Raw genomic sequence first — 23,184 nt, 5'->3', positions numbered from 1 at the left:
TTCACTGAAAACGGACACTGGTCCCATGAACGCGCTCGAGCCTGCTCCCACGCCCGTCACCGGCACGGTCGTCGCGCCTGCCACGACCGGCGGAGCGACCCTCCACGGCACCGGTGCCCTCGCCGCGACGTACGCCGAGGACTTGCTTCTCGGCACGGTCCGCGACACGCATCTCGCGATCGCCAGCCGCGTGTGGGGGCTGGCCAACCCGCTGACCGCGGGCGCTGCCAAGCCGTCGCAGGTGGTCCACGACCGGATCGCCGGGACGATCTATGCCTCGCTCGGCGCGGGTCTGCGCACGGGGGCGAAGGTGCTCGAGAAGCAGGAGCGCCGGGGGAGGGGCCGTCGGACCGAGGACCTTCGCTTCGGGCGGCACGTGACGAGCGTCGTCAACGGCCTGATCGGGGACCGGCTGATCCAGGACGGCAACTCCGGCGCGATCCGCATGGCCGTGCGCCACGACGGCCGCGACGTGCCGCTGACGCCGGACGCGCTCGCTGCGGCGTACCCCCGGGCGACGGGGCAGGTCATCCTCTTCGTCCACGGCCTCATGGAGCACGACGAGCACTGGGACAAGCGGGCCGACGAGCTCCCCTGGTATGGCGTGCCGCTGGCCGCGCAGGGCTGGTCGCCGCTGCGGCTCCGGGTCAACAGCGGCCTCTCGATCGCGGAGAACGGCGTGGCCCTCGCCGCCCTGCTCGACCAGCTGCTCGAGGCGTGGCCCGTGCCGGTGGAGCGCATCGCCCTGGTCGGGCACTCGATGGGCGGCCTGATCATCCGGCGCGCCTGTGTCGTCGACACCGGGCACGCCGAGCCGTGGCGCGAGCGCGTCACCGACGTGGTCTTCCTCGGCACGCCGCACCTCGGTGCCCCGCTGGAGCGACTGGCCAACTTCGGCGCGAAGGCGCTCGGCGTGCTCCCGGAGTCACGGTCGTTCGGCCGGATCCTCGAGACGCGCTCCGTTGGCATCTCGGACTTGCGCAACGGCGTACGCGACGAGGTGGCGCGCCTGCCCCACGCGAGCTACCACCTCGTCTCGGCGACCCTCGGCCCGACCGTCTTCCATCCGCTCAGCGTGGCGTTCGGCGACCTGCTGGTGCGGCACCCCTCGGCCATGGGACGCTCTGGCCGCGTCGACCTCTTCCCGGGGGCGAGCACGCTGCACCTGCCCAACACCGACCACTTCGGGCTGCTCAACCACCCCGAGGTGCACCGCAAGCTGAAGGAGTGGCTCGGATGAGCACCCTCGACAAGGCCCCCGACCGCGAGCTGCGCGCCGAGACCGTCATCGACGCCCCCGTCGAGCAGGTCTGGGCCGTGCTGACCGACCTCAGGCGCATGCCCGAGTGGAGCACCGAGCTGGTCAGGATGATCCCGCTCAAGCGTGGTGGCCTCCGGGTCGGCCAGTGGTACCTCGGGCTCAACCGCCGCGGCAAGGCGATCTGGCCGACCCGCAGCGTCGTCACCGCCCTCGACGCCCCGCGTCAGGTCGCGTGGCACACCGCGACCTCGGGTGCGACCTGGATCTACGACCTCACGACCCACGGCGAGGGCACGCGCGTCGTGCACCGCCGTCCGGTGCCGCGCCTGACCTGGATCACGCGGGCCTACTCGCCGATCGCCTTCGGCAGCGCGTCGGCGCACGCCGACATGCTGGAGCGCGACATGGGCCTGACCCTCGCCCGGATCAAGGCAGCTGTCGAAGGTCGCTGACCGGCGGGGCCACGGCCCGTACGCCGAAATCTGCTGTCGGCGAACAGCCCGGTGTTGCCCGTGGAAATGTCGGTGTCCGCGGCTACTGTCGGCGACGTGAACCTGATCTCCAGCCCCCAGATGAACGGCGCCGTGCCGTCGTACGGCCTCGATGCGGATGTCTACCAGCGCCTCCTGCGCGAGCGCATCGTGTTCCTCGGCTCCGAGGTGCGCGACCAGAACGCCAACGCGATCTGCGCCCAGCTGCTGCTGCTCTCGGCGGAGGACCCCGAGGCCGACATCTTCCTGCACATCAACAGCCCCGGCGGCTCGGTCGATGCCGGCATGGCGATCTACGACACCATGAACTACATCCCCAACGACGTCGCGACCGTGGGCATGGGCCTGGCCGCCTCGATGGGCCAGTTCCTGCTCTGCGCCGGCACCCGGGGCAAGCGCTACGCCCTGCCGCACGCGCGGATCATGATGCACCAGCCGTCGTCCGGCATGGGTGGCTCCGCCTCCGACATCAAGATCCAGGCGCAGCAGTCGCTGCACATCAAGAAGGTGCTGCTCGAGCTCATCTCCGAGCACACCGGCCAGACCGTCGAGCAGGTCACCAACGACGCCGACCGCGACCGCTGGTTCACCGCCGACGAGGCCAAGGAGTACGGCCTGGTCGACCAGGTCATCCGCTCCGCCAAGGAAGCCGTCGACCAGGGCCGCCCGGCCCACGCCGAGAACTGAGGACCGCCATGAACTACTACATCCCGCAGTGGGAAGAGCGGACCTCCTACGGCATCCGCCGGATCGACCCCTACGCGAAGCTCTTCGAGGACCGCATCATCTTCCTCGGCACCCCGATCAGCGACGACGTGGCCAACGCGGTCATGGCCCAGCTGCTCTGCCTCGAGTCGATGGACCCCGACCGTGACATCCAGATCTACATCAACAGCCCCGGTGGGTCCTTCACCGCGCTGACGGCGATCTACGACACGATGAAGTTCATCAAGCCCGACGTGCAGACGGTCTGCCTGGGTCAGGCGGCCTCCGCAGCGGCGATCCTGCTCGCGGCCGGTGCGCCCGGCAAGCGCCTGGCGCTGCCCAACAGCCGGATCCTGATCCACCAGCCCTACACCGAGGGCACGTTCGGCCAGACCTCCGACATCGAGATCCAGGCCAACGAGATCCTGCGCATGCGTGAGCTCCTCGAGAAGATGATCTCCGAGCACTCGGGCAAGGACATCGAGCAGGTCAGCCGCGACATCGAGCGCGACAAGATCCTCACCGCCGAGGCGGCCGTCGAGTACGGCCTGATCGACGCGGTGCTCGAGTCGCGCAAGGCCGCGGCGTTCGTCTGAGAAAGCCGGAATCTCCGTGTCGGGCCCGCAGAGGGCCCGACCGGAGGTACCGTCGACAAGCAAGAGTGTTGAGAGAAGAGGAACCCCGTGGCACGCATTGGTGACGGTGGCGACCTGCTGAAGTGCTCCTTCTGCGGGAAGAGCCAGAAGCAGGTCAAGAAGCTCATCGCGGGCCCCGGTGTCTACATCTGCGACGAGTGCATCGATCTCTGCAACGAGATCATCGAGGAAGAGCTCAGCGAGGGCACCGAGGTCGGTCTCGAGGAGCTGCCCAAGCCGCGGGAGATCTTCGAGTTCCTCAACTCCTACGTGATCGGCCAGGAGCAGGCGAAGAAGTCGCTCGCGGTCGCGGTCTACAACCACTACAAGCGGGTCCAGGCCGGCGCGACGCTGGCCGGCAAGCACGCCAAGGACGACGTCGAGGTGGCGAAGTCCAACATCCTCGTCATCGGCCCGACTGGCTGCGGCAAGACCTACCTGGCCCAGACGCTCGCCCGGATGCTCAACGTGCCGTTCGCGATCGCCGACGCGACCGCGCTCACCGAGGCCGGCTACGTCGGCGAGGACGTCGAGAACATCCTCCTCAAGCTGATCCAGGCCGCCGACTACGACGTCAAGAAGGCCGAGACCGGCATCATCTACATCGACGAGATCGACAAGGTGGCCCGCAAGGCGGAGAACCCCTCGATCACGCGCGACGTCTCCGGCGAGGGCGTCCAGCAGGCCCTGCTGAAGATCCTCGAGGGCACCTCCGCCTCGGTCCCGCCGCAGGGTGGCCGCAAGCACCCGCACCAGGAGTTCATCCAGATCGACACGACGAACATCCTCTTCGTCGTGGGCGGTGCGTTCGCCGGCCTGGAGCACATCATCGAGCAGCGCGTCGGCAAGAAGTCCCTCGGCTTCACCGCCGAGGTGCGCGGCCAGGAGGAGCGCGAGGCGCAGGACATCCTGTCGCTCGTCCGCCCCGAGGACCTCACGAAGTTCGGGCTGATCCCCGAGTTCATCGGCCGCCTCCCGCTGATCGCGAGCGTCTCCAAGCTCGACGAGCCCGCGCTGGTCCAGATCCTCACCGAGCCGAAGAACGCCCTCGTCAAGCAGTACCAGCGGCTCTTCGAGATCGACGGCGTCGAGCTCGAGTTCACCGACGACGCGATCCAGGCGATCGCGACCAAGGCGCTCGAGCGCGGCACCGGCGCGCGAGGCCTCCGCGCGATCATCGAGGAGACCCTCCTCTACGTCATGTACGACGTCCCGTCCCGTGGCGACGTCGCCAAGGTCATCGTGACCGGCGAGGTCGTCTCCGACGGTGTCGAGCCGACGCTTGTGCTTCGCGACGAGGAGCCGAAGAAGAAGAAGTCGGCCTGACCGCACGCTTTAGACGACGCCCGCCTCCGGAACGCCGGAGGCGGGCGTAGTCCTTTCGGGTCATTTCGGGGGGCCGACGGCCAGACGAGCCCCCGGAGGGAGGAGACTGGGCCCAGCAAGACCTTGGAGGAGGGACACCATGAACGGCTCGCATGCCCGGCCGATGACGGCCTATGCCGCGCTCTGCGCCGCTGCTGTCGTTGTCCTCGCCCAGGGAGCGCATGCTCCGCGCGTGGCTGACGCCATCGCGCAGGCCGGTCCTCCGGTCCAGCTCTTCGTCCCGACGGTGACCATGGCGATGGCGGATCAGGTCGGCGGCGGCCTTCGCGACCTCAGTGCGTCGATCGCCAACTCGATCGCCCCCGTGGCCTCCGAGGCGAGGAACCAGGCCGTGCGCGTCGTCGGCGGCACGGCGACTGCGGACCGCGCCCAGCGTGCGTCGAGCGCGGCCCGGGTCGCTGCGCCGGCGATGATCGCGCCCGCCACCGCGACCGGCGCGTCCGCGGCCGCGGCAAGCACCCACGCGCGTGCCGCGGGAGCGCACAAGGCGCACCGCGCTGCGGCACACAAGACCCGCAAGGCCGACCGCGCCGCCGCCAAGGACACGCGCAAGGCCCACCGCCACGCGCGTCACCGCCGCTGACCCTCTCCCGGCGACGCGGCGCCAGGCTGCGCCCACAGAGGGCTGAAGCGGCGCCAGCCTGCGCCACGGTGCGCTGAAGCGGCGTGCACCTACGACGAGACCCCGTCGAGGCGGCGTGGGTTCGCGCCGTCCCGACGGGGTCTGCGTGCAAGGTGTGCGCCGTGACGGCGCCCGGTCAGGACTCGTGCGGCGGCACGACCTCGGCGGTGACGACGAGGTCGCCCTCACCCTCGGTGTAGACGACGTCGCCGGTGATCTTGCCGGCGGCACGGAGGTCGGCCTCGGCGCCACGGACGACCTCGAGCACCTCGGCCGGGCCGGTGAACTCGACGCGTGACAGCTCGGTGCGCATCGAGACCTTCGCCTGCGACTTCGCGCCGCGGATGCCACCGAGCGCGGAGGCGACGACCTCGACGGTCGAGCCGTCAGCGGCACCGGCGGAGCCGACCTCGAGGACCGTCGGCCAGGCGGCGTGGTGGACCGAGCCGGCCTGCCACCACGACCAGACCTCCTCGGTGACGTAGGGCAGGAACGGTGCGAGCAGGCGCAGCTGGACGTGGAGCGCGAGCGCGAGCGAGGCCTTGGCCGACTCCTGCTCGGCGGCCGGGATCGTGCCCTCGCGGTTGTACGCGCGCTCCTTGACCAGCTCGAGGTAGTCGTCGCAGAACTCCCAGAAGAACTTCTCGGCCGTCTCGAGCGCGGTCGTGTAGTCGTACGCCTCGAACGCCTCGGTGGAGCGGCGGATGACGCCGGCCAGGCGGCCGACGAGCGCCACGTCGACGGCCTCGCTGATGGCGACCGGGTTGATCTCGGTCGCGCCGACGCCGAACTCGCTGTCGAGCACGAAGCGGGAGGCGTTGAGGACCTTCATCGCGAGGCGGCGGCCGACCTTCATCTGCGACTCGTCGAACGGCGAGTCCAGGCCCGGGCGGGCCATGGCCGCGCGCCAGCGGACGGCGTCCGCGCCGTACTTGTCGAGGATCTCGGTCGGGACGACGACGTTGCCCTTGGACTTCGACATCTTCTTGCGGTCCGGGTCGACCACGAAGCCCGAGAGCATCGCGTGCTTCCACGGGACGGTGCCGTCCTCGTGGTGCGCGCGGACGACGCGGGAGAAGAGCCAGGTGCGGATGATGTCGTGGCCCTGGGTGCACAGGTCCATCGGATAGACCGCCGCCCACAGCGCGGGGTCGGTCTCCCAGCCGCCGGCGATCTGCGGGGTGAGCGAGGAGGTGGCCCAGGTGTCCATGACGTCGGGGTCGCCGATGAAGCCGCCCGGCTTGCCGCGCTGCGCCTCGGTGAAGCCGGCAGGGGCATCGGTCGACGGGTCGACCGGCAGCTGCGCCTCGGTGGGGACGATCGGGTTGGCGTAGTCCGGCTCGCCCTCGGCGTCGAGGGAGTACCAGACCGGGAACGGAATGCCGAAGAAGCGCTGGCGCGAGATCAGCCAGTCGCCGTTGAGGCCGGAGATCCAGTTGTCGTAACGGTGCTGCATGTGCGACGGGTGCCAGTCGATCTTCTTGCCGTCGGCGATCAGCGCGTCGCGCAGGTCCGCGTCGCGGCCGCCGTTGCGGACGTACCACTGGCGGGTGGCGACGATCTCGAGCGGCTTGTCGCCCTTCTCGTAGAAGTTCGTCATGCGCTGCGTGGGCTTCGGGTCGCCGTCGAGGTCGCCGGACTCCCGCAGGAAGGCGACCATCTGCTCGCGCGCGGAGAACGTCGTCTTGCCGGCGAGCTCGTCGTACTTGGCGATCGCGTCGCCCGCGAGCCACTCCGGGGTCTCACGGAGCAGGCGACCGTCGCGGCCGATGACCGTGCGGACCGGGAGCTGCAGCTCGCGCCACCAGGTGACGTCGGTGAGGTCGCCGAAGGTGCAGCACATGACCAGGCCGGAGCCCTTGTCCGGCTCGGCGGCCTCGTGGGCCAGGACCGGGACCTCGACGCCGAAGACCGGCGAGGTCGCGGTGGTGCCGAAGAGGTGCTGGTAGCGCTCGTCGGTCGGGTGCGCGATCAGCGCGACGCAGGAGACGATCAGCTCGGGGCGCGTCGTCTCGATGACCAGGGGAGTGCCGTCGGGAGCGTGGAAGCTCACCCGATGGTAGGCGCCGGCGTACTCGCGCGACTCGAGCTCGGCCTGGGCGACGGCGGTCTGGAAGGTGACGTCCCACAGGGTCGGCGCCTCCTGGAGGTACGCCTCACCGCGCGCGAAGTTGCGCAGGAACGCCTTCTGGGAGACGGCCTGGGCCTTCTGGCCGATGGTCGTGTAGGTCTCGTTCCAGTCGACGGAGAGGCCGAGCGTGCGCCACAGCGACTCGAAGACCTTCTCGTCCTCCTCGACCAGCTGCTCGCAGAGCGCGACGAAGTTGGGGCGCGAGACCGGGATCTGCTTCTTCGGGTCCGGCTTCTCCGGCGCCTTGAAGTCAGGGTCGTAGGGGAGCGACGGGTCGCAGCGGACGCCGAAGTAGTTCTGCACGCGGCGCTCGGTGGGCAGGCCGTTGTCGTCCCAGCCCATCGGGTAGAAGACGCTCTTGCCGGTCATCCGCTGGAAGCGGGCGATGACGTCGGTGTGGGTGTAGGAGAAGACGTGGCCGACGTGCAGCGAGCCCGAGACGGTCGGCGGCGGGGTGTCGATCGAGTAGACGTTCTCGCGCGGCTGCGACCGGTCGAACTTGTAGGTGTCGTCGGCCTTCCACTGCTCGGCCCACTTCGCCTCGAGGCCCTCCAGCGCCGGCTTCTCCGGTACGACGACGGCGCCGGCGGTGGGGGCGTCAGTCGTCTCGGGGGCGGCGTTCTGGGGAGTCTCAGTCATGCGCGGGAGTTTACGGGCGCCGCGCGGACCCGCGAAAACGAGTTGCCGCAGGTGGGACGGGGTGCGCGGGGCCCGTGGCGGCGGTGCCGGGCTCGCGGCGCGGGGGAGCGCGCTCGACGCCTAGACTGACCGACGAGATGACTGACTTTCCCGTGGCTGAAGGCCGCCCTGCCCAGACCTTCCAGGAGGCCGAGGACGCGCTGCTGTCCCGCTGGCCCGAGACCCGGCTGGAGCCCTCGCTCGACCGCATCGAGGCGTTCACCGAGCTCCTCGGCCGGCCGCAGGACAGCTACCCGGTCATCCACCTGACCGGCACCAACGGCAAGACCTCGACGTCGCGCATGATCGACACCCTGCTGCGCACGCTCAACCTGCGCACCGGCCGGTTCACGTCGCCCCACGTCGAGAAGATGAGCGAGCGGATCTCCATCGACGGCGAGCCGCTCAGCGACGAGGCGTTCGTGGCGACGTTCAACGAGATCGCGCCGTACCTCCACGTCGTCGACGCGAGCCAGCCGCACCCGATGAGCTTCTTCGAGTCGGTCGTCGCGATGGCCTACGCCGCGTTCGCCGACGCCCCGGTCGACGCGGCCGTGGTCGAGGTCGGCATGGGCGGCTCGTGGGACGCCACCAACGTCGTCGACGCGAAGGTCGCCGTGGTGCTGCCGGTCGCGATGGACCACGCGCAGTACCTCGGTGACACTCCCGCCGAGATCGCGCGCGAGAAGGCCGGCATCATCAAGGCCGGCTCGACCGTCGTCCTCGCCGAGCAGAGCGCGGAGGTCGCCAAGGTGCTCCTCGAGCGCGCTGTCGAGGTCGGAGCGACCGTCGCCCGCGAGGGCGTGGAGTTCGGCGTCGTCTCGCGGGTCCCCGCGGTCGGCGGCCAGCACCTCACGATCCAGGGCCTCCGCGCGACGTACGAGGACCTCTTCCTGCCGCTCTACGGCGCGCACCAGGCGCAGAACGCCGCGGTTGCGCTCGCTGCGGTCGAGGCCTTCCTCGGCGAGGGCGCGCTCTCCGACGAGGTCGTGCGCGAGGCGTTCGCGCTGGCCACCAGCCCCGGCCGGCTCGAGGTCGTACGCCGTTCGCCGACGGTCGTCCTCGACGCGGCCCACAACCCGCACGGCGCGACGGCCAGTGCTGCTGCGCTCGCGGACTCCTTCGCCTTCGAGCCGCTCATCGGCGTGATGGGCGTGATGGGCGACAAGGATGTCGAGGGCGTGCTCGCGGCGTTCGAGCCGCACGTCAACCACCTGATCTGCACGCAGAACTCCCAGCCGCGGTCGATGTCGGCGGCTGACCTCGGTCGGCTCGCGGTCGGGATCTTCGGTGAGGACCGGGTCACCGTCGAGCCGTCGCTGGCCGACGCGATCGACCGGGCCGCTGCGCTGGCCGAGGCCGGCGCGGCGTTCGGTGAGTCGATCGGCGCCGGTGGCGTGCTCGTGACCGGCTCGGTCGTGACCGTCGGCGAGGCCCGCGGCCTGCTGGTGCACAAGGAGGACTCGATCGACCGGGCCGCCGCGCGGACCGCGGAGCGCATCGCGATGCGCGAGTCCAGGCTCCTCGAGGCCACTGACTGGGAGGACGAGGCATGAGCGACAACAACCCCGGCCCCCTCGACGGCGTGCTCGGCTCGGCGGCTGATGCGGCCTCGGCCGAGGTCGACGCCCAGGGCAACCGCAAGATCACCGGCGCCAAGCGGGGCATGTGCGCCGCGATCCTGACGCTCGAGGGCATCGCCTTCGGCCTCGTCACGCCCGTGCTGCTGACCCTCACGCCTCTCTCGACCGGTGTCGCCCTCCTGATCGGCCTCGGCTTCGTCGTCGTCTGCTTCGTGCTCGCCGGCATGCTCAAGCGCCCGTGGGGCTACTCCGCGGGCCACGTCGTCCAGGGCCTCGTGATCGGCCTGGGCTTCATCGTGCCGATGATGTTCGTCGTCGGCGGGCTCTTCGCGCTGCTGTGGGGCACGGCGTACTGGCTCGGCGGCAAGATCGAGCGCGAGAAGGCCGAGGCCTGGGCCGCCTGGGACGCCGAGCAGGCCGCGCAGGCCGGGCAGGCGTGAGCGCACGGCGTTCGCTAGGGTCTGACGCATGACCCAGCGCACCCTCGTCCTCGTCAAGCCCGACGGCGTCCGCCGTGGTCTCTCCGGCGAGGTCCTCCGTCGCATTGAGGCGAAGGGCTACACGCTCGTCGCGCTCGAGATGAAGCAGGCCACCCGCGAGATGCTCGCGGAGCACTACGCCGAGCACGAGGGCAAGCCGTTCTACGAGCCGCTCGTGGAGTTCATGCTCTCCGGCCCCGTGACCGCGGCCGTGTTCGAGGGCGAGCGCGTCATCGAAGGCTTCCGCTCGCTGGCTGGCGCGACCGACCCGACGGCCGCTGCCCCGGGCACCATCCGCGGTGACCTCGGCCGCGACTGGGGCCTGAAGGTCCAGCAGAACATCGTGCACGGCTCCGACTCCGAGGAGTCCTCCGCGCGCGAGATCGCGATCTGGTTCCCGAACCTCTGATCCACCCAGCCTGACCCGGAGGGGCCTGCCGCGCCGCGGTGGGCCCCTCCGGCGTTCCCGGACGCGCCGGAATGGTCCAAACGGGCCATGTCTGCGCCGCGCGCGGCGAGCCTCCCGGTTTCGCCCGCTCCGGCTCCTTAACCTCGTTCGCGAGTACGCCGGGTGAATGAGGTCGCTGGGGCGGGCTCACCTTCCCCACCACTCGACCAGAGGCACTGCAGGCATGGCGAACAGCTTCATCGGACGCGACATGGCCGTCGATCTCGGCACGGCCAACACGCTGGTCTACGTCCGCGGCAAGGGCATCATGCTCGACGAGCCGTCCGTGGTCGCCCTGAACGAGTCGACCGGTGAGGTGATCGCGGTCGGCCACGAGGCCAAGCGCATGGTCGGCCGCACCCCCGACAACATCAGCGCCATCCGTCCGCTCAAGGACGGCGTGATCGCCGACTTCGACGCGACCGAGCAGATGCTGCGCTTCTTCATCCAGCAGGTGCACCGCCGCCGCTACTTCGCCAAGCCCCGCCTGGTCGTGTGCGTCCCGAGCGGCATCACCGCCGTCGAGCAGCGCGCGGTCAAGGAGGCCGGCTACCAGGCCGGTGCCCGCCGGGTCTACATCGTCGAGGAGCCGATGGCGGCCGCGATCGGCGCCGGGCTCCCGGTCCACGAGGCGACCGGCAACATGGTGGTCGACGTCGGCGGCGGCACCACCGAGGTCGCCGTCATCTCCCTCGGTGGCATCGTCACCTCGCTCAGCGTCCGCACCGCCGGCGACGACCTCGACCAGGCGATCATCGCGTGGATGAAGAAGGAGCACTCCCTGATGCTGGGGGAGCGCACCGCCGAGGAGATGAAGATGACCCTGGGCTCGGCGTTCCCGCTGAGCAAGGAGCCCGAGGCCGAGATCCGTGGCCGCGACATGGTCTCCGGCCTGCCGCGCACCGTCGTGATCTCCAGCGCCGAGCTCCGCCAGGCGCTCGAGGAGCCGCTCCACGCGATCGTCGACGCCGTGCGCACCACCCTCGACCAGACGCCGCCCGAGCTGGCCGGCGACATCATGGACCGCGGCATCGTCCTCACGGGCGGCGGCGCGCTGCTCCGCGGCCTCGACGAGCGGATCCGCCACGAGACCGGCATGCCGGTCCACGTCGCCGAGGACCCGCTCACGTCGGTCGCCCTGGGCGCCGGCAAGTGCGTCGAGGAGTTCGAGGCCCTCCAGCAGGTCCTCGTCTCCGGCCCCCGGCGGTACTGATGGCGATGCGCGAGAAGCGCTGGCGCGACCGGCTCGAGCCCGTCGACCGCTCGAGCCGCTCCACCCTCGTCGCGCTGGTCCTCGCCTGCGCCACCCTGATCACCCTCGACCACGTCGGTGGTGCGCTCGACCCGGCCCGTCGTGCGGTCGGCGAGTTCGTCGGCCCGGCCGAGGACGCCGCCAACGGCGTCGTCGCCCCCTTCGAGGCGGTCCCGCGCTGGTTCCACACGCGCAGCAGCCTCGAGGACCGCGTCACCGCCCTCAAGGCGGAGAACGCCCTGCTCCGGCAGCAGGTGGCGACCACCGCCCTCGACCGCAACCGCCTGGCGGAGTACGACGGCCTGGCCGCCACCGCGAGCACGGTGCGGCACACGCTGGTCCCCGCCCATGTCATCGCGCACGGTCCGGCGCAGTCGTTCTCGCAGACGGTCACGATCGACGCCGGCACCGCCGCGGGCGTCCACGCCGACCTCACCGTGCTCAACAACGACGGCCTCGTCGGCCGCGTCATCTCTGCCACGCGCAGCACGGCCACCGTGCTCCTCCTGCTCGACCGCGACTCCGTGGTGGGTGGCCGGCTCGGCTCGAGCATGGAGGTCGGCTTCCTGCAGGGCCGCGGCCAGCTCTCCGGCGACGCGACCCTCGACCTGAAGCTCCTCGACGGCGCCTTCATCGCCAACAAGGGCGACACCGCGGTGACGTTCGGCAGCGAGGACGGCGCGCCGTACATCGCGGGGGTGCCGATCGGCAAGGTCACCGCCGTCTACTCCAGTCCGCGCGAGACCTCGCGCCGGGTGGAGATCAAGCCGTTCGTCGACTTCACCGCGCTCGACCTGGTCGGTGTGGCGGTCCCGTCGGGCACGCGGTCGGACCGCGGCCTGGTCAAGCCCGGCCAGTCGGCCGCGAAGGAGGCAGGCCGATGAGCCTCGTCCGCGGGTTCCTCGCGCTGCTCCTGCTCCTGGTCGCCGTCCTGCTCCAGGTGACCTTCTTCCCGCACGTCGCGTGGCACGGTGTCGTGCCCGACCTCGCCCTGCTCGTCGTCGTGGCCGCGGGCCTGACGCGCGGGCCGCAGTTCGCCGCCGTCCTCGGCTTCACCGGAGGGCTCCTGCTCGACCTCGCGCCGCCGGCCGACCACTACGCCGGTCGCTGGGCGCTTGCGCTGGTCGTCGTCGGCTTCGTCGTCGGCCGGATCCGCCCGCCGGGCCAGGGCTCCCGCCCGGAGCCGGTGATGGTCGTGGCGGCCGCGGCTGCCGCGTCGTTCCTCGGCACCTCGCTCTTCGCGCTCTCCGGCCTCGTGCTGCAGGACCCGGTCGTCAGCGTGCCCGACATGCTGCAGGTCATCCTCGTCGCGCTGGTCTGGGACGTCCTGCTGACGCCGCTGCTCGTGCCGCCGATGATGCTGCTCTTCCGCCGCACCGAGCCGGCCCGGGTCTCGCTCGCATGATGTACCGCCCGACCTCCGCCGCAGCCCAGCGCAGCCGCGTGCGGCTCGTCGTCCTGCAGGCCCTGGTCCTCTCGCTGTTCGCGACGCTGCTGGTCCGGCTCTGGTACCTCCAGGTGGCCACCGGCGACGACTACCGCGCCAAGGCCGCCAACCAGTCGGTGCGCGAGGTCGTGGTCCAGCCCGACCGGGGCCTGATCGTCGACACCCAGGGCCGCCCGCTGGTCGCCAACCGCAGCTCGTGGGTCGTCTCCATCGACCGCACGACGCTGGCGCGGATGTCCGACGACCAGCAGCAGCTGCTGGTCGACCGCGTCGCCCACGCGCTGCACCGCAAGCCGAAGGCGATCCGCGCGCGGCTGCTCAACTGCGGCACCGAGGGCGCGGTCGCCGGCACCTGCTGGAACGGCTCGCCCTTCCAGCCCGTCCCGGTCGACAACGACGTGGCGCAGAAGACCGCGCAGCTGATCCGCGAGCAGGCCGAGGACTACCCGGCCGTCGTCGTCCAGGAGCAGGCGCTTCGCGCGTACCCCCGGCCCTTCGGCGTCGACGCCGCCCACGTCCTCGGCTACCTCAGCCCGGTCACCGAGGACGAGCTCACCGCGGCCGAGAAGGATGCCGACCTCTCCATCAACGGTGCGTCGCAGGTCGGCCGCGCCGGCGTCGAGAAGCAGTACGACGCGTACCTGCGCGGCATGCCCGGCTACCAGCACGTCGCCGTCGACTCGAAGGGCCAGGTGCTGGGGGAGTCCGGCGTCGACGAGGCCCGGCCCGGCGACACGGTGGTCACCTCGATCGACGCCAAGGTCCAGGGCGTCGTCGAGCGGGAGCTCCACAACGCGATCCTCGCCGCGCGCGCCCGCACCGACCGTCACGGCCAGCACTACAAGGCCGACTCGGGTGCCGCCGTGGTCCTCGACGCGCACACCGGCCGGGTCATCGCGATGGCCAGCGAGCCGACGTACAACCCGGCGATCTGGGTCGGCGGCATCACGCAGAAGCAGCTGTCGCACCTCTACTCCGTGAAGGCCGGCACGCCGCTGCTGGCCCGCGCGATGCAGGGTCAGTTCGCGCCGGGCTCGACGTGGAAGCCGATCATGACCGTGGGCGCGATGACCCACGGGATGGGGCCGCAGACCCGCCTGAACTGCTCGCCGTCCGTCCAGATCGGCAACCGTGCCTTCGGCAACTACGAGTCCGAGAGCTTCGGCATGATCGACTTCCGGACGGCGATCACGGTCTCCTGCAACACGTTCTTCTACCGCGTCGGCCTCTACTTCTGGCAGAAGTACGGCTCCGACCCGGCCAACGTCAACGCCAAGGACCCGCTCGTCGCGGAGGCGAAGAAGTTCGGCTTCGGCAAGGCGACCGGCATCGACATCCCCGGCGAGGCGTCGGGCCGGATCGCCGACCGCCACTGGAAGCGCGCCTACTACGAGTCGATGAAGCACTACTACTGCGGCCTGGAGAAGCACCCGGGTGACGCCTCGGCGTTCGTCCGGCTCTTCGCCCGCGAGTTCTGCGCCGAGGGCTACGCCTACCGCGCCGGCGACGCGGCCAACTTCGCGATCGGCCAGGGCGACACCATCGTCACGCCGCTCCAGCTCGCCCGCGCGTACGCCGCCCTGGCCAACGGCGGCACGCTGTACCGACCCACCATCGGCAAGGCGATCGTCGACCCCGACGGCAAGCTCGTGAAGCGGATCCGGCCGGTCGCGCAGGGCAAGGTCAAGATCCCGCGGTCGGTCCTCGACTACGTGCGCAGCGCGATGAACAACGTCACCCTCGCCGGCACGCTCGCCGGCACCTTCGCGGGATGGCCGCAGGACAAGGTGATGATGCACGGCAAGACCGGCACGGCGGAGGTCTACGGCAAGCAGACCACCGGCTGGATCGGCTCGTACACCAAGGACTACGTCGTCGTCTCGATGATCAGCCAGGCCGGCACCGGTGCCGGCGCCAACAGCACGGTCGTCCGCAAGATCTGGGACACGCTCTACGGCTTCGGCGAGGACGGCAAGCCCGCGAAGCCGGCGATCCCGGGAGTCGTCGAGAGCAACGCGCTCCCGGTCTTCTCGCCCGACGGCGCCATCCTGCCGCCGGCCCGCAAGGAGGAGAAGCAGTGAACGCCCCGCGCCAGGGAGGGCTCGGCCGCCACGGGCTCGACTGGATCCTCATGGGCGCCGTCATGGTGCTCACGCTGCTCGGCACCCTGCTCGTCTGGTCGGCCACCAGCGAGCGCGACACGCTCACGGGCGGCGACCCCACGGCGTTCCTCCGCAAGACGCTGGTCAACGTCGCCATCGGCCTCGTCCTCATGGTCATGGTGCTGGCGACCGACCACCGCTGGGTCCGGATCCTCGCCCCCGTCGTGTACGTCGCCTCGCTGATCGGCCTGCTGCTCGTCCTCGTGATGGGCTCCACGATCAATGGCTCGAAGTCCTGGGTGCGGCTCGGCGGCATGTCGATCCAGCCGGCCGAGTTCGCCAAGCTGGCGGTCATCATCGGCATGGCGCTCTTCGTGGCCGAGCGCTTCGAGGGCCGCTCCCGGCGCCAGGTCGGCACCGGCGAGGTCGTCGGCATGCTGCTCATCGCCGGCCTGCCCGCGGGCCTGATCCTGCTCCAGCCCGACATGGGCACCACGCTCGTGCTCGGCGCCACCGTCTTCGGCGTCCTCGCCGTCGCCGGCGCACCGGCGAAGTGGCTCGCGGGTCTCTTCGTCAGCGCGGTAGTCGGCGCGGTCGCGGCGGTGCAGCTCGGCGTCCTCAAGGCCTACCAGGTCGACCGCTTCCTCGCCTTCCTCAACCCCCGCCTCGACCCGCGTGGTGCCGGCTACAACGTCGAGCAGGCCCGCACCGCGGTCGGCAACGGCGGGTGGTTCGGCCAGGGGCTCTTCCACGGCTCGCAGACGCGCTCGGGCTTCGTGCCGGAGCAGCAGACCGACTTCATCTTCACGGTCGCGGGAGAGGAGCTCGGCCTGATCGGCGCCGCCCTCCTGATCGGCCTGCTCTGCCTGATCGTCTGGCGCGCCCTCGTCATCTCGCGCGAGTCGCAGGACATCTTCGGCCGCGCTGCTGCCGCCGGCATCGCGTGCTGGTTCGGCTTCCAGGCCTTCCAGAACATCGGCATGTGCATGGGCATCATGCCGGTCACCGGCGTACCCCTGCCCTTCGTGTCGTACGGCGGCTCGTCGATGTTCGCCGGCATGCTCGCGATCGGGCTGCTGCAGAACATCCACCTCCGTGGTGCGCCCGCGCTGCCGACGCGCTTCTCGCCGGGTCGGGTCTTCGCCGGGCGCTAGGCCGCCGCTCCCTGCTCGCTAGCCGAGCAGGCCGGAGGAGACCAGACGCCGGCGGATCTCGGCGACGTGGTCGAGCAGCACCTCGGTGGAGTAGTGCTGGACGTCGCGCCAGACCGGGATGCCGTGGAGCACGGGCTGGCAGACAGGGAGGGTCGGGCACATGATGTCGTTGAGGCTGACGCTGCGGATCGCGCCGTGCGAGCCGATGGCGAGGGTGTGCAGGATCGAGTCCGCGAGCGGCGGCGGATCGGGACGGAAGGCGCACTGACCGACGGTCCGCGCGGAGGCGAGGCAGTCGAGGGGGTCGACTCCGTCGTACCGCTGGATCCAGGAGTCGACGATGAGCGCCTTGACGCCGGCGGCCCGGATCTTCCGGAGTGACGAGGTCATCGTGCTGAGGTCGAGCTCGTCGACGCTCGCGGTGCTGCCGGTGAGCGACTCGAGGCCCTTCGACCAGGCGCCGCTGGAGCGCGGCATCTCGGTCAGGATGACGACGTCGACCTTCATCTTCTTCAGCAGGCCGTCGTAGAGCGCTGCACGGGCGCGCTGGCACTGGTCCTTCGTCTCGGGGTTCGTGTACGTCGAGACGACGCCCTCCTGCCAGGGGCAGCTGGGGACCATGCTGTAGCTGAGGGTGAAGTTCCGCTGCTCGGCGATCTTGAGCAGGGTCGGGGCGGTGACGCGGGCGTGGCTGTCGCCGACGAGCATCACGTGGAGCCCGCTGGTGCCGCGGTGGCCGATGCAGCTGGTGGTGTCGTCGAGCGTGCAGAACGACGTCTCCGCGCCCCGGCTCTCCTTGAGCGCGGCCCAGTCGAGCTTCGGCACCGGGTCGCCCGGGCGCGCGATCTCCCGTGCGCGGGGGTCGGGCTTCGGCGCCGCGGTGGTGCGGGGGAGGGCGCTGCCCGCCAGGGCGCTCGGCGTGCTCGACGCGACGCTGTCGCTGACGAGCGCCGGCCGGACGTCGTTCTCCAGGACGCGCGGCACGACGGCGTACGCGGCGAGGACGGAGCAGGTCAGGCCGACCAGGATCGTGGGGCTGGCGGAGACCGCGAGGCGGGCGGAGGTGCGGACCGGCTTCTCGAGCAGCTCGAACGAGAGCGAGGCGAGGCCCGTGGCGACGGCGGCGGTGAGCAGCGCGTCCGCCCACGCGGGAGCGTCGACAGCGGAGGTGACGAGCAGGAGCACCGGCCAGTGCCAGAGGTAGGTGCCGTAGGAGATGCGGCCCAGGTAGGCGAGTGGCGCGAGCGAGAGGAACCGGTCGAGCGAGGGGGTGGTGCGGGTCATCACCGTGAGCACGAGGCCGGCGGAGAAGACCGTCGCGAGCAGGCCGCGCGTGCTCTGGCTGACGTCGACCGCGCTCGACGCGACCACGACCAGCCCGACCAGCATCGGCCAGCCGGCACGGCGCAGGGCCCGCTTGCGGGTCGCGAGGTGGCGCCAGGCGATCGCCGCGAGGACGCCGGCCATGGGCTGGTAGAGGCGCGCGTCGGTGCCGTAGTAGGCGTGCAGGCTGTCGTGGTGCGCCCACCAGAGCTGCGCACCGAGCGAGGCAGCGAGGATCGCGGTGATGCCGACGACCACGGCCGGGCGCCACCACCGCTTCAGCGTCACCAGGCCGAGCAGCACGAACGGGAACGCGACGTAGAACTGCTCCTCGACCGAGAGCGACCAGAAGTGAAGGTACGGCGAGGCGTGGATGTCGGCGCCGAAGTACTCGTTCGAGCTGTGCAGGAAGCGCCAGTTGGCGACGTACAGCAGGGACGCCTGGGCGTCACCGACCCAGTCGAGGCGGCGGGTGACCGGCGCGACCAGCAGGAAGACGAGCGCCGTCGCGACCACCACGACGAATGCCGCGGGCAGCAGTCGCCGCATCCGGCGCGCGAAGAACGAGCCCAGCGCGATCGTGCCCGTGGCGTAGCGCTCCTCGAGCAGGAGCGAGGCGACGAGGAATCCGGAGAGGACGAAGAAGAGGTCGACACCGACGAAACCGCCGTCGGCCCAGGCCAGCTTCGCGTGGAAGCAGAGGACGAGGTACACCGCCACCGTTCGCAGCCCGTCGAGCGCGGGACGGTACTGCCAGACCATGGAGGCGAGGGTAGTGCCTTGCACCGCGTACCCTTGAATGCGTGTCTGCCTCTGTCTTCCCCCAGCTCGAGCCGCTCCTGTCCGGCGTCCAGAAGCCGATCCAGTACGTCGGTGGCGAGCTGAACTCCACCGTCAAGGAGTGGGACTGCGCTCCTGAGGGATCGACCGTCCACTGGGCGCTGATGTACCCCGACGCCTACGAGGTCGGCCTGCCCAACCAGGGCGTCGCGATCCTCTACGAAGTGCTCAACGAGCGCGACTGGATCGTCGCCGAGCGCACCTACTCGGTCTGGCCGGACCTCGAGAAGATCATGCGCGAGCACCAGATCCCGCAGTTCACCGTCGACGCGCACCGCCCGATCCGCGACTTCGACATCCTCGGCCTCTCGTTCTCCACCGAGCTCGGCTACACCAACATGCTCAACGCCCTCGACCTCGGCGGCATCGCGCTGCACGCGGTCGACCGCACCGACGCGGACCCGATCGTCCTCGCGGGCGGTCACGCGGCGTTCAACCCGGAGCCGATCGCCGACTTCATCGACGCCGCCGTGCTCGGTGACGGCGAGGAGATCGTGCTGAAGATCTCCGAGATCATCAAGGAGTGGAAGGACGCCGGCTCGCCGGGCGGCCGCGACGAGCTCCTCATGCGCTTCGCCGCGACCGGTGGCATCTACGTGCCGAAGTTCTACGACGTGGCGTACGACGACGCGACCGGCCAGATCGCGTCGTACGCGCCCAACCGCGCGGGCGTCCCGGAGAAGGTCGTCAAGCACACGCTGATGGACCTCGACCAGTGGCCCTACCCGGCGAAGCCGCTGGTGCCGCTCGCCGAGACCGTCCACGAGCGGTTCTCCGTCGAGATCTTCCGTGGCTGCACCCGTGGCTGCCGCTTCTGCCAGGCCGGCATGATCACCCGCCCGGTGCGTGAGCGGTCGATCACGACGATCGCCGCGATGGTCGAGAACGGCGTCCGCAAGTCGGGCTTCGACGAGGTCGGCCTGCTCTCCCTCTCCTCCGCGGACCACACCGAGATCGGCGACATCGCCAAGGGCCTGGCCGACCGCTACGAGGACAGCAACGTCTCGCTCTCGTTGCCGTCGACCCGCGTCGACGCCTTCAACATCTCGCTGGCCAACGAGTTCTCGCGCAACGGACGTCGTTCGGGCCTGACCTTCGCGCCCGAGGGTGGCTCGGAGCGGATGCGCAAGGTGATCAACAAGATGGTCACCGAGGAGGACCTGATCCGCACGGTCGCTGCGGCGTACTCCCACGGCTGGCGCCAGGTGAAGCTCTACTTCATGTGCGGCCTCCCGGAGGAGACCGACGACGACGTCATGCAGATCGCCGAGCTCGCCAAGAAGGTCATCCAGAAGGGCCGCGAGGTCACCGGCCACAACGACATCCGCTGCACCGTCTCGATCGGTGGCTTCGTGCCGAAGCCGCACACGCCCTTCCAGTGGGCGCCGCAGCTCGACGTGGAGACCACTGACGAGCGGCTGCGCAAGCTGCGCGACGAGGTCCGCGCCGACCGCCGCTACGGCCGCGCGATCGGCTTCCGCTACCACGACGGCAAGCCCGGCCAGGTCGAGGGACTCCTGTCGCGCGGTGACCGCCGCGTCGGCGCGATCATCGAGCAGGTCTGGCGCGACGGCGGCCGCTTCGACGGCTGGAGCGAGCACTTCTCCTACGACCGCTGGGTGGCCTCCGCCGACAAGGCGCTCGAGGGCACCGGCGTCGACCTCGCCTGGTACACCACGCGTCCCCGCGAGTACGACGAGGTCCTGCCCTGGGACCACCTCGACTCCGGCCTCGACAAGGACTGGATGTGGGCCGACTGGGAGGACGCGCTCGCGGCCGCCAACGGCGAGGACATCGAGGTCGAGGACTGCCGCTGGACTCCCTGCTACGACTGCGGTGTGTGCCCGGAGATGGGCACCGAGATCCAGATCGGCCCGACGGGTCAGCAGCTGCTGCCGCTCGCGGTCGTCGGTGGCGGCCAGCCTGGTCAGCCGGGCACGGTCACCCAGGTCGTCCACTGACCCCTTGGGGTGATCACCGGGGTTCGCACCTTCGGGTCGCGCGCGGCCTCCCTCAGGCGGAGAGTGGGTCGTGAGGAGGCGTGATGGAGACGAGCGAGCTGTTCCACCGATCGCTGGTGCGATGGCGGGAGATCGTGCGTGGTGTGGGGGAGGGCCAGTGGGCCGCGCCCACGCCCTGCGCGGAGTGGGACGTGACAGCCCTCGTCAACCACGTGGTCGGCGAGATGCTCTGGGCGGTGCCGCTCTTCGAGGGCGCCACGATCGACGAGGTCGGGGACCGGTTCGAGGGCGACCTGGTCGGGCCTGATCCGCTCGCGGCGGCCGTGGCCGCTGCGGAAGCGGCCGACGCGGTCGTGGCGGCGCGGCTGCGGCCCGGGGCCCGCGTCCACCTGTCATACGGCGAGGAGGATGCGGGGGAGTACGCCCTCCAGCTGTCGGCCGACCTCCTCGTCCACGGGTGGGACCTGGCGGCGGCCACCGGGCAGGACCGTCGGATCGAGCCCGACCTGGTGGCGGCGGTCGCCGGCTGGTTCGCTGACCGCGAGGAGATGTACCGGACCGGAGGCGCCGTCGGCCCGCGCGTCCCCGCCGCCGGCGGGCCGCAGGCCGCGCTGCTGGCAGCCTTCGGCCGGGCCGCCGACTGGGAGCCGCCTCACGCCTCCTGAGGAGGCTCGGGTCCGGAGCCGCGGTCGACCAGCGGCGCCTCGAGCTTGTGGTGGTCGGAGCGCTCCGCCCAGCAGATCCAGGCGTCTCCCGGCTCCGGCACGTCGGGGTCCACCGCGTCGGTGCTGAAGCCGAGCTCGAGGTCCTTCTCGCGGATCAGGTCGAGCAGGGCGGGCTCCAGGGCCTTGCGGCACCACGCCTCGCCGCTCAGCTCCGCCGCCCTCGCCGCTCCCACGTGGCCGAGCCTGCCGGCGGCCAGGACCTCCGCGTCGTGCGGGGCATAGCAGTCGGACCACCGCACGTCGGTGCCGTCGAAGGCGCGGGTCACGTCGAGGCAGTCGCCGGGCACGGCGTCGCCCTCGGACGTCGTGCCGAGGAGCGCCACGGTCCCTCCGATCAGGACGACGACCCAGACCACCATCCCGGCGACGCCGAGCACGAGCCCGGTGACGGCCGCCCACAGCCCGCGGCGGCGACCGTCCGTCGTACGGACCAGGCCGACGATGCCCAGCACGACGGCCACCGGCGCCGCGCAGCAGGTCAGCCCGGACGCCAGCGCGGCCACCGACACCCCGTCGTACGGCGCGCGGACGGGCGGCCGGGGTGCGAAGGGGCTGCCCGGGCCGGGCGGCAGCGGCGGCGGGAGGCCAGGAGGAGTGGTCATCGCGCACCATCCTCGGCTGCCCGCGGCCCGGGCGGCGGGCCTTTCGGTGAAATCGCGCCGCCCGGGAGCCGGGTCAGTCCTGCCAGGTGAGGCGGCCGAAGATGCCGTCGGCCTCGGGGCCGGGGCCGGCTGCGAAGTAGAGGGCGTCCTTCGCGCCGAGCGACTCGCCGTTGCCGAAGGTCAGGCCCCAGAGGCCGTCGATCTCGACGCGGTGTCCGTCGGGCCGGCGCAGGAAGTCGACCGCCTTGTGGGTCGTGCTGTCGAGGACGGCGATGGTGCCGTCGCCGAAGTTGCCGACGAGGAGGTCGCCGTCGTACTTCCCGAAGCCCTTCTCGGGCGCCTTGGCGATGCCCCACGGGGCGTTGAGGTAGCGGCCGCCGTCCCACTTCTCCACGAGCTTGCCGTCGGGCGTGAACTCGGCGACACGGCCCTCGCCCGGCGCGGGCTCCTCCTCGCCGGCCGAGCCCCACTCGGCGTACGTCACGAAGACCGAGTCGCCGATGGTCTGCACGTTGAACGGCTGGTAGCCCTTCGGGAAGGGGTTCGCGAAGCCCGCGTCCTGCACGACCTCGAACTTCTGGTCGAGGACGACGACGCCCGGCTTCGCGCCGAAGTCGGCGAGGTAGATCCGGTCGTTCGCCGGCGAGATCGCCATGCCGAGGTACGACGCGCCGGCCTTGCTGTCGTCGTGGACGACGACGGAGTCCGTCGGGCGCGAGGCCGTGCCGTCCTCGTGCTTGACCTCGGTCCAGGCCGTGACCAGGCCGTCGTCGGTGGAGAACAGGAACGTCGCCGGCTGGGTGACCCGCCCTTCGCCGGGCACGCGCTGGCTGATCACGAAGCCCGTGCCGTGGTCGTTGTAGACGGTGCCGGTCGGGGTGCCGTCGCCGCCACCTGCCTGGGGGACGTCGACGACCTTCAGGTCGTCCTGGTGCAGCTTCTCCCCGTCGACGTCGCCGACGTACTCGAAGGACTTGCCCGTCGCGTTGGCCGTGACCCAGAAGTGGCCGCCCGCGCCGGCGGGGCGCAGCGAGATGCCCCAGGCGTTCTGCAGGCCGGGCTCCACGATCTGCGGCTTGTACGCCGACCAGTTGGCCACGAGGTTCGTCTGGACGTAGCCCGCGGGCCGGTCGTCCTGCCCTGCGTCGCCGGAGCCGGAGCTGGAGCAGGCGCTGGCGCCGATCACGAGGGTGAGCGCGACGGCGGACGTCGCGGCGGGACGGAGGAACTTCATAGTGAACCCTTTCGAGGGCAGGCAAGGTAAGGCTGCCCTAATGTAAAGGATCCTCGGGATGACACGACACCGGCCCGGCGCGTGGACGCGCCGGGCCGGTGTCGTGGCAGGAGTGGTGCGGTGAG

At 70.9% G+C, this 23,184-nt stretch carries 20 protein-coding genes; 16 read left to right on the top strand and 4 right to left on the bottom strand.

All coding sequences use genetic code 11. The annotated features are described in order from the left end of the window. Positions 1-25: 25 nt before the first annotated feature. From IEX47_RS06965 to IEX47_RS06940, 6 genes are all read left to right on the top strand, one after another. Positions 26-1,240, top strand: coding sequence for a lipase family alpha/beta hydrolase (locus IEX47_RS06965; RefSeq protein WP_188783258.1), 1,215 nt, complete (start codon positions 26-28; stop codon positions 1,238-1,240). Then, complete coding sequence (locus IEX47_RS06960) at positions 1,237-1,713, top strand: SRPBCC family protein (RefSeq protein ID WP_188783257.1); 477 nt, start codon at positions 1,237-1,239, stop codon at positions 1,711-1,713. The genes IEX47_RS06965 and IEX47_RS06960 overlap by 4 nt, the downstream gene beginning before the upstream one ends. 120 nt (positions 1,714-1,833) lie before the next feature. Continuing rightward, positions 1,834-2,439 (top strand): ATP-dependent Clp protease proteolytic subunit, encoded by a 606-nt coding sequence (locus tag IEX47_RS06955; protein WP_188783349.1) that lies wholly within the window; start codon positions 1,834-1,836, stop codon positions 2,437-2,439. A gap of 8 nt (positions 2,440-2,447) precedes the next feature. Further along, positions 2,448-3,053 carry an ATP-dependent Clp protease proteolytic subunit gene (locus tag IEX47_RS06950; protein ID WP_107700343.1) on the top strand — a complete coding sequence of 202 codons (606 nt, stop codon included), beginning with the start codon at positions 2,448-2,450 and terminating at the stop codon, positions 3,051-3,053. Positions 3,054-3,140: 87 nt separating this feature from the next. Continuing rightward, on the top strand, positions 3,141-4,418 hold the full coding sequence (gene clpX / locus IEX47_RS06945) for an ATP-dependent Clp protease ATP-binding subunit ClpX (protein WP_188783256.1): 1,278 nt from the start codon (positions 3,141-3,143) through the stop codon (positions 4,416-4,418). 139 nt (positions 4,419-4,557) lie between these two features. Then, positions 4,558-5,061, top strand: a complete 504-nt coding sequence (locus tag IEX47_RS06940) for a hypothetical protein (protein ID WP_188783255.1) — start codon at positions 4,558-4,560, stop codon at positions 5,059-5,061. 175 nt (positions 5,062-5,236) lie between these two features. On the opposite strand, the gene valS is transcribed toward IEX47_RS06940, so the two are convergent. Further along, positions 5,237-7,870 carry a valine--tRNA ligase gene (gene valS / locus IEX47_RS06935; protein ID WP_188783254.1) on the bottom strand — a complete coding sequence of 878 codons (2,634 nt, stop codon included), beginning with the start codon at positions 7,868-7,870 and terminating at the stop codon, positions 5,237-5,239. Between the two features lie 137 nt (positions 7,871-8,007). Between valS and IEX47_RS06930 the strand changes: the two genes are divergently transcribed. From IEX47_RS06930 to rodA, 8 genes are all read left to right on the top strand, one after another. Further along, on the top strand, positions 8,008-9,465 hold the full coding sequence (locus IEX47_RS06930; protein ID WP_188783253.1) for a bifunctional folylpolyglutamate synthase/dihydrofolate synthase: 1,458 nt from the start codon (positions 8,008-8,010) through the stop codon (positions 9,463-9,465). After that, positions 9,462-9,932, top strand: coding sequence for a DUF4233 domain-containing protein (locus IEX47_RS06925; RefSeq protein ID WP_229662691.1), 471 nt, complete (start codon positions 9,462-9,464; stop codon positions 9,930-9,932). The genes IEX47_RS06930 and IEX47_RS06925 overlap by 4 nt, the downstream gene beginning before the upstream one ends. A 28-nt stretch (positions 9,933-9,960) precedes the next feature. Further along, positions 9,961-10,380: a nucleoside-diphosphate kinase gene (gene ndk, locus IEX47_RS06920; RefSeq protein WP_188783252.1), complete on the top strand. Its 420-nt coding sequence runs from the start codon at positions 9,961-9,963 to the stop codon at positions 10,378-10,380. A 223-nt stretch (positions 10,381-10,603) separates the two neighbouring features. After that, positions 10,604-11,632, top strand: coding sequence for a rod shape-determining protein (locus IEX47_RS06915; RefSeq protein WP_188783251.1), 1,029 nt, complete (start codon positions 10,604-10,606; stop codon positions 11,630-11,632). Next, the gene (gene mreC / locus IEX47_RS06910; RefSeq protein ID WP_229662690.1) at positions 11,632-12,555 is read left to right on the top strand and encodes a rod shape-determining protein MreC; all 924 of its coding nucleotides are present in this window, start codon (positions 11,632-11,634) and stop codon (positions 12,553-12,555) included. Before IEX47_RS06915 ends, mreC begins: the two co-directional genes overlap by 1 nt. Next, positions 12,552-13,076: a rod shape-determining protein MreD gene (gene mreD, locus IEX47_RS06905; protein WP_188783250.1), complete on the top strand. Its 525-nt coding sequence runs from the start codon at positions 12,552-12,554 to the stop codon at positions 13,074-13,076. Before mreC ends, mreD begins: the two co-directional genes overlap by 4 nt. Then, positions 13,076-15,199: a penicillin-binding protein 2 gene (gene mrdA, locus IEX47_RS06900; RefSeq protein ID WP_188783346.1), complete on the top strand. Its 2,124-nt coding sequence runs from the start codon at positions 13,076-13,078 to the stop codon at positions 15,197-15,199. The genes mreD and mrdA overlap by 1 nt, the downstream gene beginning before the upstream one ends. Beyond that, positions 15,196-16,374, top strand: a complete 1,179-nt coding sequence (gene rodA / locus IEX47_RS06895; protein WP_229662689.1) for a rod shape-determining protein RodA — start codon at positions 15,196-15,198, stop codon at positions 16,372-16,374. Before mrdA ends, rodA begins: the two co-directional genes overlap by 4 nt. A gap of 18 nt (positions 16,375-16,392) precedes the next feature. Here the strand turns inward: rodA and IEX47_RS06890 are convergent, their stop codons facing one another. Next, a complete protein-coding gene (locus IEX47_RS06890) occupies positions 16,393-18,459 on the bottom strand; it encodes an acyltransferase family protein (RefSeq protein WP_188783249.1) in 2,067 nt (688 codons plus the stop codon). A gap of 41 nt (positions 18,460-18,500) precedes the next feature. Here IEX47_RS06890 and IEX47_RS06885 point away from each other — a divergent pair, with 41 nt between their 5' ends. Continuing rightward, positions 18,501-20,498, top strand: a complete 1,998-nt coding sequence (locus IEX47_RS06885) for a TIGR03960 family B12-binding radical SAM protein (RefSeq protein WP_188783248.1) — start codon at positions 18,501-18,503, stop codon at positions 20,496-20,498. Positions 20,499-20,581: 83 nt separating this feature from the next. After that, positions 20,582-21,163 (top strand): TIGR03086 family metal-binding protein, encoded by a 582-nt coding sequence (locus IEX47_RS06880; protein ID WP_188783247.1) that lies wholly within the window; start codon positions 20,582-20,584, stop codon positions 21,161-21,163. Here the strand turns inward: IEX47_RS06880 and IEX47_RS06875 are convergent. Both IEX47_RS06875 and IEX47_RS06870 read right to left on the bottom strand, forming a co-directional pair. Next, positions 21,151-21,825 (bottom strand): DUF4190 domain-containing protein, encoded by a 675-nt coding sequence (locus tag IEX47_RS06875; protein ID WP_188783246.1) that lies wholly within the window; start codon positions 21,823-21,825, stop codon positions 21,151-21,153. The two genes, IEX47_RS06880 and IEX47_RS06875, sit on opposite strands and share 13 nt — an antisense overlap. A 73-nt stretch (positions 21,826-21,898) precedes the next feature. Further along, entirely contained in the window at positions 21,899-23,059 is a 1,161-nt protein-coding gene (locus IEX47_RS06870) for a TIGR03118 family protein (protein ID WP_188783245.1), read from the bottom strand. Between the last annotated feature and the right edge of the window lie 125 nt (positions 23,060-23,184).

The organism is Nocardioides phosphati, from assembly GCF_014646375.1.
Lineage (GTDB): Bacteria > Actinomycetota > Actinomycetes > Propionibacteriales > Nocardioidaceae > Nocardioides > Nocardioides phosphati.
The sequence above is the reverse complement of the archived record's forward strand: the minus strand, read 5'-3'. Positions and strand labels throughout refer to the sequence as shown.

Bases quoted from the DNA above. Each gene is read 5' to 3' on its own strand.
- IEX47_RS06965 (WP_188783258.1), top strand. From the start codon at position 26: ATGAACGCGCTCGAGCCTGCTCCCACGCCCGTCACCGGCACGGTCGTC.
- IEX47_RS06960 (WP_188783257.1), top strand. From the start codon at position 1,237: ATGAGCACCCTCGACAAGGCCCCCGACCGCGAGCTGCGCGCCGAGACC.
- IEX47_RS06955 (WP_188783349.1), top strand. From the start codon at position 1,834: ATGAACGGCGCCGTGCCGTCGTACGGCCTCGATGCGGATGTCTACCAG.
- IEX47_RS06950 (WP_107700343.1), top strand. From the start codon at position 2,448: ATGAACTACTACATCCCGCAGTGGGAAGAGCGGACCTCCTACGGCATC.
- IEX47_RS06940 (WP_188783255.1), top strand. From the start codon at position 4,558: ATGAACGGCTCGCATGCCCGGCCGATGACGGCCTATGCCGCGCTCTGC.
- valS (WP_188783254.1), bottom strand. From the start codon at position 7,870: ATGACTGAGACTCCCCAGAACGCCGCCCCCGAGACGACTGACGCCCCC.
- IEX47_RS06930 (WP_188783253.1), top strand. From the start codon at position 8,008: ATGACTGACTTTCCCGTGGCTGAAGGCCGCCCTGCCCAGACCTTCCAG.
- IEX47_RS06925 (WP_229662691.1), top strand. From the start codon at position 9,462: ATGAGCGACAACAACCCCGGCCCCCTCGACGGCGTGCTCGGCTCGGCG.
- ndk (WP_188783252.1), top strand. From the start codon at position 9,961: ATGACCCAGCGCACCCTCGTCCTCGTCAAGCCCGACGGCGTCCGCCGT.
- IEX47_RS06915 (WP_188783251.1), top strand. From the start codon at position 10,604: ATGGCGAACAGCTTCATCGGACGCGACATGGCCGTCGATCTCGGCACG.
- mreC (WP_229662690.1), top strand. From the start codon at position 11,632: ATGGCGATGCGCGAGAAGCGCTGGCGCGACCGGCTCGAGCCCGTCGAC.
- mreD (WP_188783250.1), top strand. From the start codon at position 12,552: ATGAGCCTCGTCCGCGGGTTCCTCGCGCTGCTCCTGCTCCTGGTCGCC.
- mrdA (WP_188783346.1), top strand. From the start codon at position 13,076: ATGTACCGCCCGACCTCCGCCGCAGCCCAGCGCAGCCGCGTGCGGCTC.
- IEX47_RS06890 (WP_188783249.1), bottom strand. From the start codon at position 18,459: ATGGTCTGGCAGTACCGTCCCGCGCTCGACGGGCTGCGAACGGTGGCG.
- IEX47_RS06880 (WP_188783247.1), top strand. From the start codon at position 20,582: ATGGAGACGAGCGAGCTGTTCCACCGATCGCTGGTGCGATGGCGGGAG.
- IEX47_RS06875 (WP_188783246.1), bottom strand. From the start codon at position 21,825: ATGACCACTCCTCCTGGCCTCCCGCCGCCGCTGCCGCCCGGCCCGGGC.
- IEX47_RS06870 (WP_188783245.1), bottom strand. From the start codon at position 23,059: ATGAAGTTCCTCCGTCCCGCCGCGACGTCCGCCGTCGCGCTCACCCTC.